A 12,719-nucleotide genomic window follows, 5' to 3' on the forward strand; every position below is an offset into this window, starting at 1 on the left:
ACCGCAGGTCTTGGACAACAACAACGCAATTGTTGATTTTCATCGAGTATATTTCCGTACATTCTGTCCTAAGAAATCAAAACCTTGATCAATATGAGTAATTTTGGTTTTAGTACTAGATAGCTTCAATCCTCGCTCTTGTAAAAATTGCTCTACAATAGGTAAAACAAGATTCTCTAATTGTTCCTTGGATCGACCTGTGATAATAAAATCATCAGCATAGATAATATAGTTGATCTTATGAGCCGGTTTTCTTGAGGATATTTTCATCGGAAACTTTTCAGCTAGTAACTTACCCAATCCACTTAGAGTCATATTCGCAAGTAATGCTGAAGCGATGCCACCTTGCGGAGTGCCAGATTCAGTAGGGTAGATATTACCAGCTTCCATATATCCAGCTTTTAGCCATTTTCTTAATATGGTTTTATCCATTGGAATATTATCTAGAAGCCATTGATGACTAATGTTATCATAACATCCTTCAATATCAGCTTCCAGTATCCATTGAGCAGCGCATTTCCTAGAAAGGACTATATAACACTGTTCTATGGCATCTGCAGCTGATCTTTCTGCTCTAAACCCATACGAATGTCTATCTGCTGTTGTTTCTGCAACTGGTTCTAATGCTAGCTTATAAAGAGCTTGCATAGCTCTATCTTTCATAGTAGGTATACCAAGTGGTCTCTTACCATTCACCTTTGGTATATAAATCCTTCTAAGAGGGGATGGATTATAACCATGTTGCCTCAAGTTTATTATTGCCTGAGATTTAAGATCAGGTGTATGCCAAATTTCTTGATCTACACCCGCAGTTCTTTTTCCTCGATTCTCAGTCACTCTTCTAACTGCAAGAGCTTTGCCGCTAAAAGAATGGGTTAATAGTCGTTGTAAAGCTTTAACTTTACCCCATCTACCTTCCTGTATTGCTTTTACGATACGCATCTGATGACTTCTAATAACTCTGTTACATCGACTCCAGTTAATACTGTGCCAACTCACATTGCTGTCAGTAGATGCACTAGCTACAATTTGATTTGTAACCACCATTTGCTTTTCTCCTTTAAAAGTTTCATCAAATTCTCTCGTAATAAGAGACCATAACGGAAGTCTGCCCGCTTTCGCGTAGGATAATGTTACAACCCTTATCTGCCTCATTACAAAACAGCCTTCGCTTTCTCCGTCTCTCCTCTACCTGCATCCCTATCAGTTTACCTTACGGCTTACTTTCCCAGTCCGGGAAGAAATACAGGCTTACTGTGTTCTATATATATGACATAGATAGGTTAGGTTCTACCTTTCTGCCGGTGATCATAAAGTCTACGTATCGTGAGCCTATAGCACAATAACCAGATCACTTATCCTTTTGGACAGAGCTTATCAGCATCTTTAGCTCCTTACGACTGTAACGACATTTATCAGTAGTTCACATATGTTAACCATACCATCTAAGCCTAGCCTCTAACCACATGATGCTTGCAGTTTAATCTTTACCTCACAGCTTAGATTCTCTTTAAAAGCCGAGTACATTGTCCTGGTAGCTTCAAACAAAGAATTACTTCAATGCATGTACCAGTAGGCTACTGTTGGTAGAACAACAGGTTTAATCAATTTTCATAGTTAAACAATCATATATATAACCTCACATCGCCCATAAGCAACAGATACATAAGGTCAATACCTATAGTTTTAATTCATTTAGTAAATCGGTGAATTTGTGTAAAACTGATAAGAAGGACGCATTTAAATTAGCATATTATGGCGATAAGATGCAACTTACAGCTAATTATTTATATCAAGTTGAATCAGAGACTTTGAAGAGATATCAGCAAAGGCGAGAAGATTTAGTATTAATTCTTAGCAATGAAAAGAAGAGGCTACATCATAGTATACTGCTCGTAAATGAAGAGTTGGTAGACGAAGATCAAAATCAACAAGTGCTAGGAGTGTCCAAGCCGAGGAGCACAGCGTACATTAGTACGTGAGTACCGCAGGTCTTGGACAACGACAACGCAATTATTGATTTTCATCGAGTATATTGATGGCATTGATAAAGAGAGTATAGAAAAACTCATTAAATTTTTACAGAATGAAATAGCTGAGCTTGATAAAAAATTAAATGAGGTAATAGACGAATCAGAAGAGTTGAAAGAGAAGGTAAAAATATTAGAGAGTGTGCCTGGTATTGGTAAATGCGTAGGTAAAAAACTAATTAGTTTTTTACCTGAATTAGGAAATAAAAATTATAGTAGTAACGAATTGTCAGCAATTGTGGGAATAGCTCCTTATGCTCGTGATAGTGGTAATAAGCAAGGACGAAGATTTATTAGAGGTGGCAGGAAAATACCACGAGATGCTTTATACATGGCGGTATTGGCGGGGAAGAATGGTGTCAAGAATGGTTTTCAATATTTAAAAGCTTTATATGATAGGCTTGTTAACAATTTTAAACCTAAAAAGGTTGCTATAGTTGCATGCATGCGTAAACTACTTGAAGTGTGCCATAAACTTATTCAACAAAAACGTTGTTTTGTTATTTAGATAAATATTTTTTATTTTTTTGAAAATTTAGATAAAAGATAATTGCTGTTAACAAAGGTTTCGAAGATTTATTTTAATAGCAGCAAAAGCAATAAAAGACAGGAAGGAAAGATCATCTTTTTCATAACGAAGTCCAAGACTCCTGTTTTCTTTAATCTTACCAAAAAATCTTTCTATTGCTCCTCTTAACTTATATTTTTCCTTGTCATATATAATCTCTATCTTCCTATTCTTTCTTCCGGGAATTACCGGTATATTATTTTGTGAAACAAGATTCTGACGATTTTTATTACTATCATATCCACGATCTTGAATAACACAGCACCCTACAATTCCTGCACTTAACTCTTCTGCCACAGCAATATCATTGCTATTCCCTCCTGTCAGAAATCCTTCTACTATATGCCCTTGTACTGTCATCGTAAGGTGCAGCTTCGTACTCATTCCTCCCTTGCTCTTCCCCTTGGTTTGACTCCCCCTTTTAAGCCGCCGCCATGTCGGTGCAGCTTGAATATACTGCTATCTGAGATAACTATATTAATCATTATCTTCTTGCTACACTGTAGAAGCATTAATATCTTCCACCATATTCCTCTTTCACTACCTCGTTTAAAACGTTGATAGATAGTATGCCAGCAACCATAACATTTTGGTAAATCTCTCCATGGTACGCCAGTTCTCAGCACATACATTATTGCACAAAATACTCTGTAATGACTTATTTGAACAGGTCGACCCTTCCAAATATAGTTCTTCTCTATAATTGGCTCTATTTCTTTACGGAAAAAATCAGCCTTAATAGGATATAATCGTTGATCCATATATATCTCCTTTTTAAGACCATTCTACCCTATTCTTACTTTCTTTCCTATACCTTTGTTAACAGCAATTATCTTTTATCTAAATTTTCAAAAAAATAAAAAATATTTATCTAAATAACAAAACAACGTTTTTGTTGAATAAGTTTATGGCACACTTCAAGTAGTTTACGCATGCATGCAACTATAGCAACCTTTTTAGGTTTAAAATTGTTAACAAGCCTATCATATAAAGCTTTTAAATATTGAAAACCATTCTTGACACCATTCTTCCCCGCCAATACCGCCATGTATAAAGCCTTACTATTACCCACAAATATTAGAGTTAGCTAATTGATAACCTTGAACTAGATCAAATAACCGTTGCCATCCTCTCCACAATACAATAGGACCAGGCTCTAGATCATTTTTTCTTGCTAAATACCCACCCAATTTAGCAACCCATATTATAGCATTTTTTATTGTAGGAATTGTATTATTAGGGGGAGCTGCTTTGTGTATCTTTACATACAAAACTCGCCATTCTTCTTCAGCTAATATTACACTACATGGTAGATTAGGATTAGTTCTGCCAATTAAAGTAATAAAAAAAATTCTCCAAGCAATTATGCTCATGATTGTCAAGTATTTTATTAATCTTTCTCCTGTTGCAAGTCTACATTGTTCAACCCTAAATCCAGATTTTAAAATTTTATGAAAAATTTCAATTCTCCATCTTAAACAATACCATCTTACTTTCTCTATAGCTTCTTCAAAATTATTGATAACTATATTGGTTAGTAACATCCATTCTAATGGTGTTGTTCCACTAGGGGGACGACGCTCAATAACATTGATGGCATATACTGGTAAATTTGGCAATGTTTCTGTTTTATGTCTTACATTGTTTACAGGAGGATTCATTATAAATTTTCCAAATCTAACTTCCAAATGTCTAATCCTATTAGCTTTATTTTCTTGACTAGTATCTTTAACTGCTATTTCTCCAGCACACTGGAAACCCGATACTACCTTCCACAAATATTGTCTATCTTTTTTGGAATATTTTGACTTTTTATTTATTTCTCTATCCTGTGCAGCTCTAACTAAAACTTTAGATTTCTGAGCTTGTGCCAATTCAAAAAAATCATATATATCAGCTTCTCTATCACAAACAGTTATAATTTGGGTATTACTATTATTCGTTGCATTAATAGTGTTCTGTAATGCATTAAGCCACTTCATACTTTCTTTATCTTTAATATGTACCGCATTACCATGACTAGTTTTTTTTAACTGTTGTATTTCTTCAGGCACTGCTGGTCTATTGTGAATCTTTTGATCCAACAACCCAAGTGCTAATCCATTGGTAGCAACCGCAAAGGCAGTATGCATTATCAGACCTTTACATTCAATATTTTTAACATTCTTTCCCTCTTTTCTTGATAACACACCCAATCCAGTAGTTTTTTTATGACTAGTATATGTGATATAACTAGTATCTTGTATAACAAGAACTTTATCATGCTCTTTGATTCTTTCTACTGCTTTAGCAATATGGGCTTCTAATATTTTTGATTCCTTAACATTATCGTTTTTAAAAAAACGATATGCTGCTTTTGTTTCTGCCCAATTTCCACATGCTTGATTAATTGAGCTTTCAGGTATATTTGCAAAATTATCAGCTATCTTTATTAACCTATTTGTCAGCCTTTTATCACCCAAAATAGCTCCACTAAATTCCTCGGTCAAATAATTATTTATTATTTCTTGACTCATACTATACCTTTACAATGTAATATTTTAATTGCAAATCAGTATATTATTTTTACTTCTTTTTCACCATTGTTATTTTGTGGGTAATAGTAAGCTCACAGAACCGTACGTAACACTCTCGCGTTATACGGCTCTTCCTTTGGATTCACTTATCATGTACCAATGACAAAATGTGTGAGCTGATTCTGCTTTTAGTTTGCCTAAGTGTTTCCAAGCCTTATTCCATGTTGCATAACTCTCGTACTTCTTCTTAATAAATCGCACTAGATAGTTATTTATCACGTATTCTAGTTTGTATAAATCCGATCTCCTATAATGACCATAATAGTTTATCCATCCTCGAATAACCGGATTCACCCTTTCCGCTATATCTTCTAAGCTACCACTCACACTTACCTTAAGTTGCCACGTCTTCTTTATTTTATCTTTAATCATTTTCATAGCTCCTGTGCCAATTCCAGGCGTATATACAAGTTTACCGTGCCATATTCTTGGCTTAAAATCATACCCCAAAAAGCTAAATTTACGTGGTAAATTATGCTTCCTATGATCATGATCGTTTTTAATTCCTGTGTATACTATCTTGGTCTTTTCTAGGTTCAGCTCTAGCTTATATTGCTTTAGCCTTGCTTGAACTTTCTCTTTAATAAAATATGCTTGCTTCTCACTGCAACAATGAACCACAATATCATCGGCATATCTCTCATACTTTATATTGCTATGTATCTCTTGCATCCAATTATCAAAAGCTTCATGTAAATACAAATTAGCAAGTATCGGACTGACTACCCCACCCTGCGGAGTGCCTTTTTCCCTTGCTATTTCTATATTCCTGCCACTCTCTATTCCTGTCGCTTTCAAGAACCTTTTCGCATATAATACAATAACTTTGTCATCAGTATGTTTTAAAAGCATATCCAGTAATATATCATGATCTATATTGTCAAAGAATCCTTTAATATCAATCTCTACCAACCACTCATGCACAAAACACCTCTCTCTACATACCGTCACAGCATCTATTGCACTTTTACCGGGTCTGTAAGCATACGAGTTTTGGCAAAATTTGTCTTCTAGTATTGATTCTAGTCTATTCTTAACAACTACTTGTGCTATGCGATCACAAACAGTAGGTATCCCAAGTTGGCGATATCCCCCCTTAGCTTTAGGGATATTCACTAAAAGCACAGATTTAGCCATATAGCTTCCTGCTGACATCCTATTCCATATCTTATAGAGTTGATTATCCAAATCTCCTTCAACATCTTCTATAGTGATGCCATCAAAGCCACATGCTCCTCCGCTTTTTCGAACACTCTTCCAAGCATTCATTACTTCATCCTTGCTTACATCATAATGTTTAGTCATATAAGTATCATTTCCTACCTAATTGGTTGTTTGATCTTCTATCACTCCAAAAGTAAAGCCCTTTGCTCCAGTTTGTTTCCAAACCTTCATCGCTACTACAACTTTATCCACCCCACTCCCATGGAAGAAAAGAGAATAGGAATGGTTCCCAAGTTCTAAGTAATAGCCTAATTCAAGTTCACGCCATCTCTATATCGACTGTCACTAATCCAAAACACACATTACCGATTAGTCCTTATCCTAGCGATGCTTGAGATTCCCTAGTTTTGACAGTATTTACTCAGATTTCGACACCTCATCGATTGGTTCGCTTACGCTCGTCTCCTTGAATCATACGTGACGATCTACATCGCCTTTTCCCCATCCGCTCAACACCATCTCCTTGAAAGAAACAGCACCGTGGGGTCGTTTGAGATCTGCTCGTGCTAGCCGATCTCGGTGGACCTACCACCATCTATTACTAAGCATTCAATAACTTACTACGATGAAGTTATTGATTCTTGGCACACTCAAGCTCATGATTTGCAAGGATCTGATGTTTTGATGAATGAATTGACGAAAGCGGATGCTGTACTTGCTGATAAGGCTTATGATGCCGATGTACGTATGCGAGATAAGCTGAAAGATAAGGGATGTATAGCTGTGATTCCCCCAAAGAAGAATCGTGTGAATCCAGCTAAGTATGATAAGGACCTATATAAAGCTAGGCATTTGATTGAGAACTTTTTTGCAAAATTGAAGCAATATAGAGCTATTGCAACACGATTTGACAAAACATCTCAGAACTTTTTGGGTGCTGTTTATATGGCTTCCATGGTAATTTGGCTCAATTGATGACACACCCTAGGTTCTGTGAACATTTCTACGTAATGAGTAGATTTATAGGCATTTTCGCTCGCAGAATCGCAGCGTACTAAATATACGTGAGGATTCGAGTACCGAATCGACGCACAAATTACCAGCAGAAGTAGAGTTTCGAAAGATATCTAATAAATAAAAAGATAATAGTCAAGTTAGTAATAGAGTATATGTATTCATTAATAACTACATTAAAAGAATTTTTTGCTTGGTTCTATGAATATTGAATTTGTTAAGAAATGGCTAGATAGTTTAGGTTTTGTTTTTAAAAACGGAACACAAAACTCTTTTTCTAAATTTTTTAAAACCTATGAAATTGCTGTAACTTTAGATTCTGAAAGAATAGAAAAATCAATTATCGACTATAAAACAAAAATAAAACTTCACAGAAATACAACAACTAATTTCTCTCAATCCGAAAATTTGGTAATCTTGGAATGCGTTTGTAGATTGCTTGAAAAGGGGTATAGCCCAAATTCAATTGAATTAGAAAAAAGCTGGAACTTAGGACATACCGGCAAAGGTTTTGTTGATATTCTTGTTAAGAACGCAGAAGGTAACTCACTCTTCATTATAGAATGTAAAAACTGGGGTGCAAGTTTTAATAAAGAAAAGAATAAAATGTTTAGGGACGGTGGACAACTTTTAAGTTATTTTAGGCAAGATAGAAAAGCAAAAGCTCTTTGTCTTTATGCTTCTAAGTTAGCGGGAGATAAAATTGTTTATACAAATGAAATAATAGATACAAGCAGTCTAAATGGTGAGAATGATATTGAGATTTTTAACTCTTGGGATAAGACATTTAATAAGAAAGGGATTTTTGAAAATAGTATAAATTGCTATGAGTTCAAAAATATTGGTCTTACATATGGTGATTTAGATGATTTAGAGTTTGCTGATGGTCAAACAATTTTTCATCAATTTGCAGAAATTTTAAGGAGGCATATTGTCTCGGATAAGTCTAATGCTTTTAATAAAATTTTAAATCTTTTCATTTGCAAAATACAAGATGAAGATACTAAATCAATAGATTTAAACATAGATTTAGATTTCCAATTTAAAGTAAATGATAATTTTGAAAGTTTATTTGATCGATTGAATAATCTTTTTAAGAAAGGATTAAGTAATTATATCAACATTATTGTTCCATATGTTAGTAGTGCAGAATTTGAGGCAGTGATTGAACATACTCAAAATGCAGAATTAAGAAAGACTTTTTATAAGCTGAGATATTACAGAAGCTATCAAGAATTTGCATTTAAAGACGTATATGACGAAGATACTTTTATAGATAATGCTGAGATTGTTAAGGAAGTTGTAAAACTACTACAAAAGTTCAAGATAAAATATTCAAAAGAACATCAATATCTAGGAGATTTCTTTGAATTATTACTTAATACTGGCTTTAAGCAAGAATCTGGGCAATTTTTTACACCAATACCTCTGACAAGATTTGTTTGTAAATCTCTACCTATTAAACAAATAATAGATAAAAAAATAGAGAGTGATATAGATTTCTTGCCTTATGTCCTAGACTACGCCTCTGGCTCTGGACACTTTATAACGGAAATAATGGATGAGATAGATATCTATGTAAATCAAATAAAAGACGCTGATATTAAAGCTGGCAGAAATGCGATTAATAACTTTAATAGTCAAAGTAAAAATCTAAAATGGGCAAAAAATTATGTTTATGCAATAGAAAAAGACTACCGTCTCGTAAAAATTTCTAAGGTCAGCTCCTTTTTAAATGGTGATGGAGATGCTAATGTAATTTGTGCTGATGGACTAGCTCCTTTTGATAACGATAAATACAAAGGGAAACTTTACAAAAAAGAAAAAGGGAAAGAAAATAATGTTTTTGATATAATTGTAGCAAATCCACCTTATTCAGTAAGTGGATTTAAAAATACTGTAAAGAACGGAAAAGATACTTTTGAATTATTTAATTCTTTAACAGATAAATCATCAGAAATTGAATGTTTATTTCTTGAAAGAACAAAACAGCTAATGAAAGATGGTGCTGTTGCAGGTATTGTTTTGCCAATTTCAATATTAACAAATGGTGGTATTTACGAAAAAGCAAGAGAATTTATTTTAGATAATTTCTATACTAAGGCGATTGTTTCCACTGGTTCTGGTGCGTTCATGGCAACAGGAACAAAAACAATCATCTTATTTTTAGAAAAACGCCAACACTCTGAATTGATTCAAATAAAACATATCGTAAACAGATTTTTTACCAATTTTAATGATGTAATTTATGGTGGAGTTCACAACGCTTTTTCAACTTATGTAAGAAATGTTTATGAAGATTTAACTTTTGAAGATTATGTAAGTATTTTACAAAATAAATCAACAAAGAATGAACAAGAAAATGTATTAACTAAAGAGTACAATTCTCTTTCTTACAATGAGATTATTGAACTAGAAAAACAGAAACTGATTTATTTTTTCACAACTTATTCTCAAAAAGTTGTTTTAGCTGATAGCGGTGAAAAAAATATTGAAAAAGAATTTTATGGATATGAATTTTCAAATCGGCGTGGAAGTGAGGGAATTTATATCTATAAAGATGAAGAAGGTAACTTAAATTCAAAACTCTATAATCCTGAATTCGAAGGTCTTGAAGACCCGAACAAGTTAAATAGCTATATTTTAAGGAACTATAAAAAAGATAGTAGAATTGAACAAAAAATTGCAGAAATTCAAATTTCTGATGATCATCCACTGAAAGAACATATACATTATGTTCGTCTTTCGCAGTTAATGTCGTTTGATTTGAAAAAATTTGATAAGTCACTCAATCTAAACAAAAGGGATAATGTAAAAATTGAAAGTAAGTGGAAATTAGTGAAATTAGGAGAGGTATGTGAAGATATTATAAGTGGCTCAACACCTTCAAAACGCATTAGAGAATACTGGAATAGTAAAGATATTAATTGGGCAACAATTAAAGATTTTACAAGTTTGTATATTGAAAACACAATGCAACACATATCGAGAAAAGGATTAGAGAAAGTCAGAATTGTACCAGTTAACAGCAATTATCTTTTATCTAAATTTTCAAAAAAATAAAAAATATTTATCTAAATAACAAAACAACGTTTTTGTTGAATAAGTTTATGGCACACTTCAAGTAGTTTACGCATGCATGCAACTATAGCAACCTTTTTAGGTTTAAAATTGTTAACAAGCCTATCATATAAAGCTTTTAAATATTGAAAACCATTCTTGACACCATTCTTCCCCGCCAATACCGCCATGTATAAAGCCTTACTATTACCCACAAAATAACAATGGTGAAAAAGAAGTAAAAATAATATACTGATTTGCAATTAAAATATTACATTGTAGAGGTATAGTATGAGTCAAGAAATAATAAATAATTATTTGACCGAGGAATTTAGTGGAGCTATTTTGGGTGATAAAAGGCTGACAAATAGGTTAATAAAGATAGCTGATAATTTTGCAAATATACCTGAAAGCTCAATTAATCAAGCATGTGGAAATTGGGCAGAAACAAAAGCAGCATATCGTTTTTTTAAAAACGATAATGTTAAGGAATCAAAAATATTAGAAGCCCATATTGCTAAAGCAGTAGAAAGAATCAAAGAGCATGATAAAGTTCTTGTTATACAAGATACTAGTTATATCACATATACTAGTCATAAAAAAACTACTGGATTGGGTGTGTTATCAAGAAAAGAGGGAAAGAATGTTAAAAATATTGAATGTAAAGGTCTGATAATGCATACTGCCTTTGCGGTTGCTACCAATGGATTAGCACTTGGGTTGTTGGATCAAAAGATTCACAATAGACCAGCAGTGCCTGAAGAAATACAACAGTTAAAAAAAACTAGTCATGGTAATGCGGTACATATTAAAGATAAAGAAAGTATGAAGTGGCTTAATGCATTACAGAACACTATTAATGCAACGAATAATAGTAATACCCAAATTATAACTGTTTGTGATAGAGAAGCTGATATATATGATTTTTTTGAATTGGCACAAGCTCAGAAATCTAAAGTTTTAGTTAGAGCTGCACAGGATAGAGAAATAAATAAAAAGTCAAAATATTCCAAAAAAGATAGACAATATTTGTGGAAGGTAGTATCGGGTTTCCAGTGTGCTGGAGAAATAGCAGTTAAAGATACTAGTCAAGAAAATAAAGCTAATAGGATTAGACATTTGGAAGTTAGATTTGGAAAATTTATAATGAATCCTCCTGTAAACAATGTAAGACATAAAACAGAAACATTGCCAAATTTACCAGTATATGCCATCAATGTTATTGAGCGTCGTCCCCCTAGTGGAACAACACCATTAGAATGGATGTTACTAACCAATATAGTTATCAATAATTTTGAAGAAGCTATAGAGAAAGTAAGATGGTATTGTTTAAGATGGAGAATTGAAATTTTTCATAAAATTTTAAAATCTGGATTTAGGGTTGAACAATGTAGACTTGCAACAGGAGAAAGATTAATAAAATACTTGACAATCATGAGCATAATTGCTTGGAGAATTTTTTTTATTACTTTAATTGGCAGAACTAATCCTAATCTACCATGTAGTGTAATATTAGCTGAAGAAGAATGGCGAGTTTTGTATGTAAAGATACACAAAGCAGCTCCCCCTAATAATACAATTCCTACAATAAAAAATGCTATAATATGGGTTGCTAAATTGGGTGGGTATTTAGCAAGAAAAAATGATCTAGAGCCTGGTCCTATTGTATTGTGGAGAGGATGGCAACGGTTATTTGATCTAGTTCAAGGTTATCAATTAGCTAACTCTAATATTTGTGGGTAATAGTAAGCTTACTTGGGACTCTTTGGTTCTGCACTTGGTTCTTGGTTGATTATGGTACGATAGGTTTAGCTATCATGTTACTTGGCTATATAGCTAAACATGATCTAGGTAATCTTAGGCTTGCCCTTGCAATATCTATGATTTTGACTGTATTGCATACCATTGCTGTTTTTTCCTTGTCGTATATCTATGTACTTATAGTAGTTATATTTGGAGTTTTGCAATATATATTTATGGTTGCAAGAAATTTTGAGCAAAAAATTGCTATAAATTTGCGGATTATAAGCAATAATGCTTTATATATCTATGCTATACATCTAGCAATTTTACAATTTTTATTTTTCAAATTCTACTTACAGAATTGATAAATCAGTTAATAAACTGTGCTAAAATGTCTACGTTTCAAAGAAAAATATAGAATCTACGCATATTTTTTTATCCCTTGTTGACAATTATTAAGAAAAAGAGTAACATATCGCTTGAGTTTAATAATTAACTCTTTAATAGCATGAAAACCTTGTATCTATCGATTTATTTGGTTTAATTTCTACGGAAGAGTTGCGA

12 protein-coding genes and 1 pseudogene are annotated in these 12,719 nt (G+C 33.1%); 6 read left to right on the forward strand and 7 right to left on the reverse strand.

Annotation, left to right across the window (positions count from 1 at the left end; genetic code table 11):
- Positions 1-48: 48 nt before the first annotated feature.
- Positions 49-1,047 (reverse strand): annotated as a pseudogene (locus AAGD29_RS04660) (reverse transcriptase domain-containing protein); the annotation flags it as partial.
- Positions 1,048-1,706: 659 nt separating this feature from the next.
- On the opposite strand from AAGD29_RS04660, the gene AAGD29_RS04665 reads away from it, so the two are divergent.
- Together AAGD29_RS04665 and AAGD29_RS04670 are read left to right on the forward strand one after the other, a co-directional pair.
- A complete protein-coding gene (locus tag AAGD29_RS04665; RefSeq protein ID WP_341757290.1) occupies positions 1,707-1,982 on the forward strand; it encodes a hypothetical protein in 276 nt (91 codons plus the stop codon).
- A 34-nt stretch (positions 1,983-2,016) separates the two neighbouring features.
- The gene (locus tag AAGD29_RS04670) at positions 2,017-2,538 is read left to right on the forward strand and encodes a transposase (RefSeq protein WP_341758703.1); all 522 of its coding nucleotides are present in this window, start codon (positions 2,017-2,019) and stop codon (positions 2,536-2,538) included.
- A gap of 48 nt (positions 2,539-2,586) precedes the next feature.
- On the opposite strand, the gene AAGD29_RS04675 is transcribed toward AAGD29_RS04670, so the two are convergent.
- From AAGD29_RS04675 to ltrA, 5 genes are all read right to left on the reverse strand, one after another.
- Positions 2,587-2,958: a transposase gene (locus AAGD29_RS04675; protein WP_341758704.1), complete on the reverse strand. Its 372-nt coding sequence runs from the start codon at positions 2,956-2,958 to the stop codon at positions 2,587-2,589.
- Between the two features lie 20 nt (positions 2,959-2,978).
- Entirely contained in the window at positions 2,979-3,359 is a 381-nt protein-coding gene (locus tag AAGD29_RS04680) for a transposase (protein ID WP_341757976.1), read from the reverse strand.
- 110 nt (positions 3,360-3,469) lie between these two features.
- The gene (locus tag AAGD29_RS04685; RefSeq protein ID WP_341757316.1) at positions 3,470-3,670 is read right to left on the reverse strand and encodes a hypothetical protein; all 201 of its coding nucleotides are present in this window, start codon (positions 3,668-3,670) and stop codon (positions 3,470-3,472) included.
- Positions 3,663-5,114, reverse strand: a complete 1,452-nt coding sequence (locus AAGD29_RS04690; RefSeq protein WP_341757292.1) for an IS4 family transposase — start codon at positions 5,112-5,114, stop codon at positions 3,663-3,665. Before AAGD29_RS04690 ends, AAGD29_RS04685 begins: the two co-directional genes overlap by 8 nt.
- Before the next feature lie 120 nt (positions 5,115-5,234).
- Positions 5,235-6,479 (reverse strand): group II intron reverse transcriptase/maturase, encoded by a 1,245-nt coding sequence (ltrA, locus tag AAGD29_RS04695; protein WP_341757463.1) that lies wholly within the window; start codon positions 6,477-6,479, stop codon positions 5,235-5,237.
- A 438-nt stretch (positions 6,480-6,917) separates the two neighbouring features.
- Here ltrA and AAGD29_RS04700 point away from each other — a divergent pair, with 438 nt between their 5' ends.
- Together AAGD29_RS04700 and AAGD29_RS04710 are read left to right on the forward strand one after the other, a co-directional pair.
- Positions 6,918-7,313, forward strand: coding sequence for a transposase (locus AAGD29_RS04700; RefSeq protein WP_410521141.1), 396 nt, complete (start codon positions 6,918-6,920; stop codon positions 7,311-7,313).
- A 240-nt stretch (positions 7,314-7,553) separates the two neighbouring features.
- Positions 7,554-10,415: an N-6 DNA methylase gene (locus tag AAGD29_RS04710; RefSeq protein WP_341758705.1), complete on the forward strand. Its 2,862-nt coding sequence runs from the start codon at positions 7,554-7,556 to the stop codon at positions 10,413-10,415.
- 11 nt (positions 10,416-10,426) lie between these two features.
- Here the strand turns inward: AAGD29_RS04710 and AAGD29_RS04715 are convergent, their stop codons facing one another.
- On the reverse strand, positions 10,427-10,627 hold the full coding sequence (locus AAGD29_RS04715) for a hypothetical protein (protein WP_341757316.1): 201 nt from the start codon (positions 10,625-10,627) through the stop codon (positions 10,427-10,429).
- A gap of 76 nt (positions 10,628-10,703) precedes the next feature.
- Between AAGD29_RS04715 and AAGD29_RS04720 the strand changes: the two genes are divergently transcribed.
- Both AAGD29_RS04720 and AAGD29_RS04725 read left to right on the forward strand, forming a co-directional pair.
- Positions 10,704-12,155: an IS4 family transposase gene (locus AAGD29_RS04720; RefSeq protein WP_341757292.1), complete on the forward strand. Its 1,452-nt coding sequence runs from the start codon at positions 10,704-10,706 to the stop codon at positions 12,153-12,155.
- Positions 12,146-12,520 (forward strand): hypothetical protein, encoded by a 375-nt coding sequence (locus AAGD29_RS04725; RefSeq protein WP_341758706.1) that lies wholly within the window; start codon positions 12,146-12,148, stop codon positions 12,518-12,520. The genes AAGD29_RS04720 and AAGD29_RS04725 overlap by 10 nt, the downstream gene beginning before the upstream one ends.
- Positions 12,521-12,719 lie beyond the last annotated feature (199 nt).

It is taken from the genome of Candidatus Tisiphia endosymbiont of Ditula angustiorana, from assembly GCF_964026425.1.
Classification (GTDB): domain Bacteria; phylum Pseudomonadota; class Alphaproteobacteria; order Rickettsiales; family Rickettsiaceae; genus Tisiphia.

Coding starts and splice junctions, on each gene's coding strand:
- AAGD29_RS04675 (WP_341758704.1), bottom strand. CDS start 2,958: ATGACAGTACAAGGGCATATAGTAGAAGGATTTCTGACAGGAGGGAAT.
- AAGD29_RS04680 (WP_341757976.1), bottom strand. CDS start 3,359: ATGGATCAACGATTATATCCTATTAAGGCTGATTTTTTCCGTAAAGAA.
- AAGD29_RS04690 (WP_341757292.1), bottom strand. CDS start 5,114: ATGAGTCAAGAAATAATAAATAATTATTTGACCGAGGAATTTAGTGGA.
- ltrA (WP_341757463.1), bottom strand. CDS start 6,479: ATGACTAAACATTATGATGTAAGCAAGGATGAAGTAATGAATGCTTGG.
- AAGD29_RS04710 (WP_341758705.1), top strand. CDS start 7,554: ATGAATATTGAATTTGTTAAGAAATGGCTAGATAGTTTAGGTTTTGTT.
- AAGD29_RS04720 (WP_341757292.1), top strand. CDS start 10,704: ATGAGTCAAGAAATAATAAATAATTATTTGACCGAGGAATTTAGTGGA.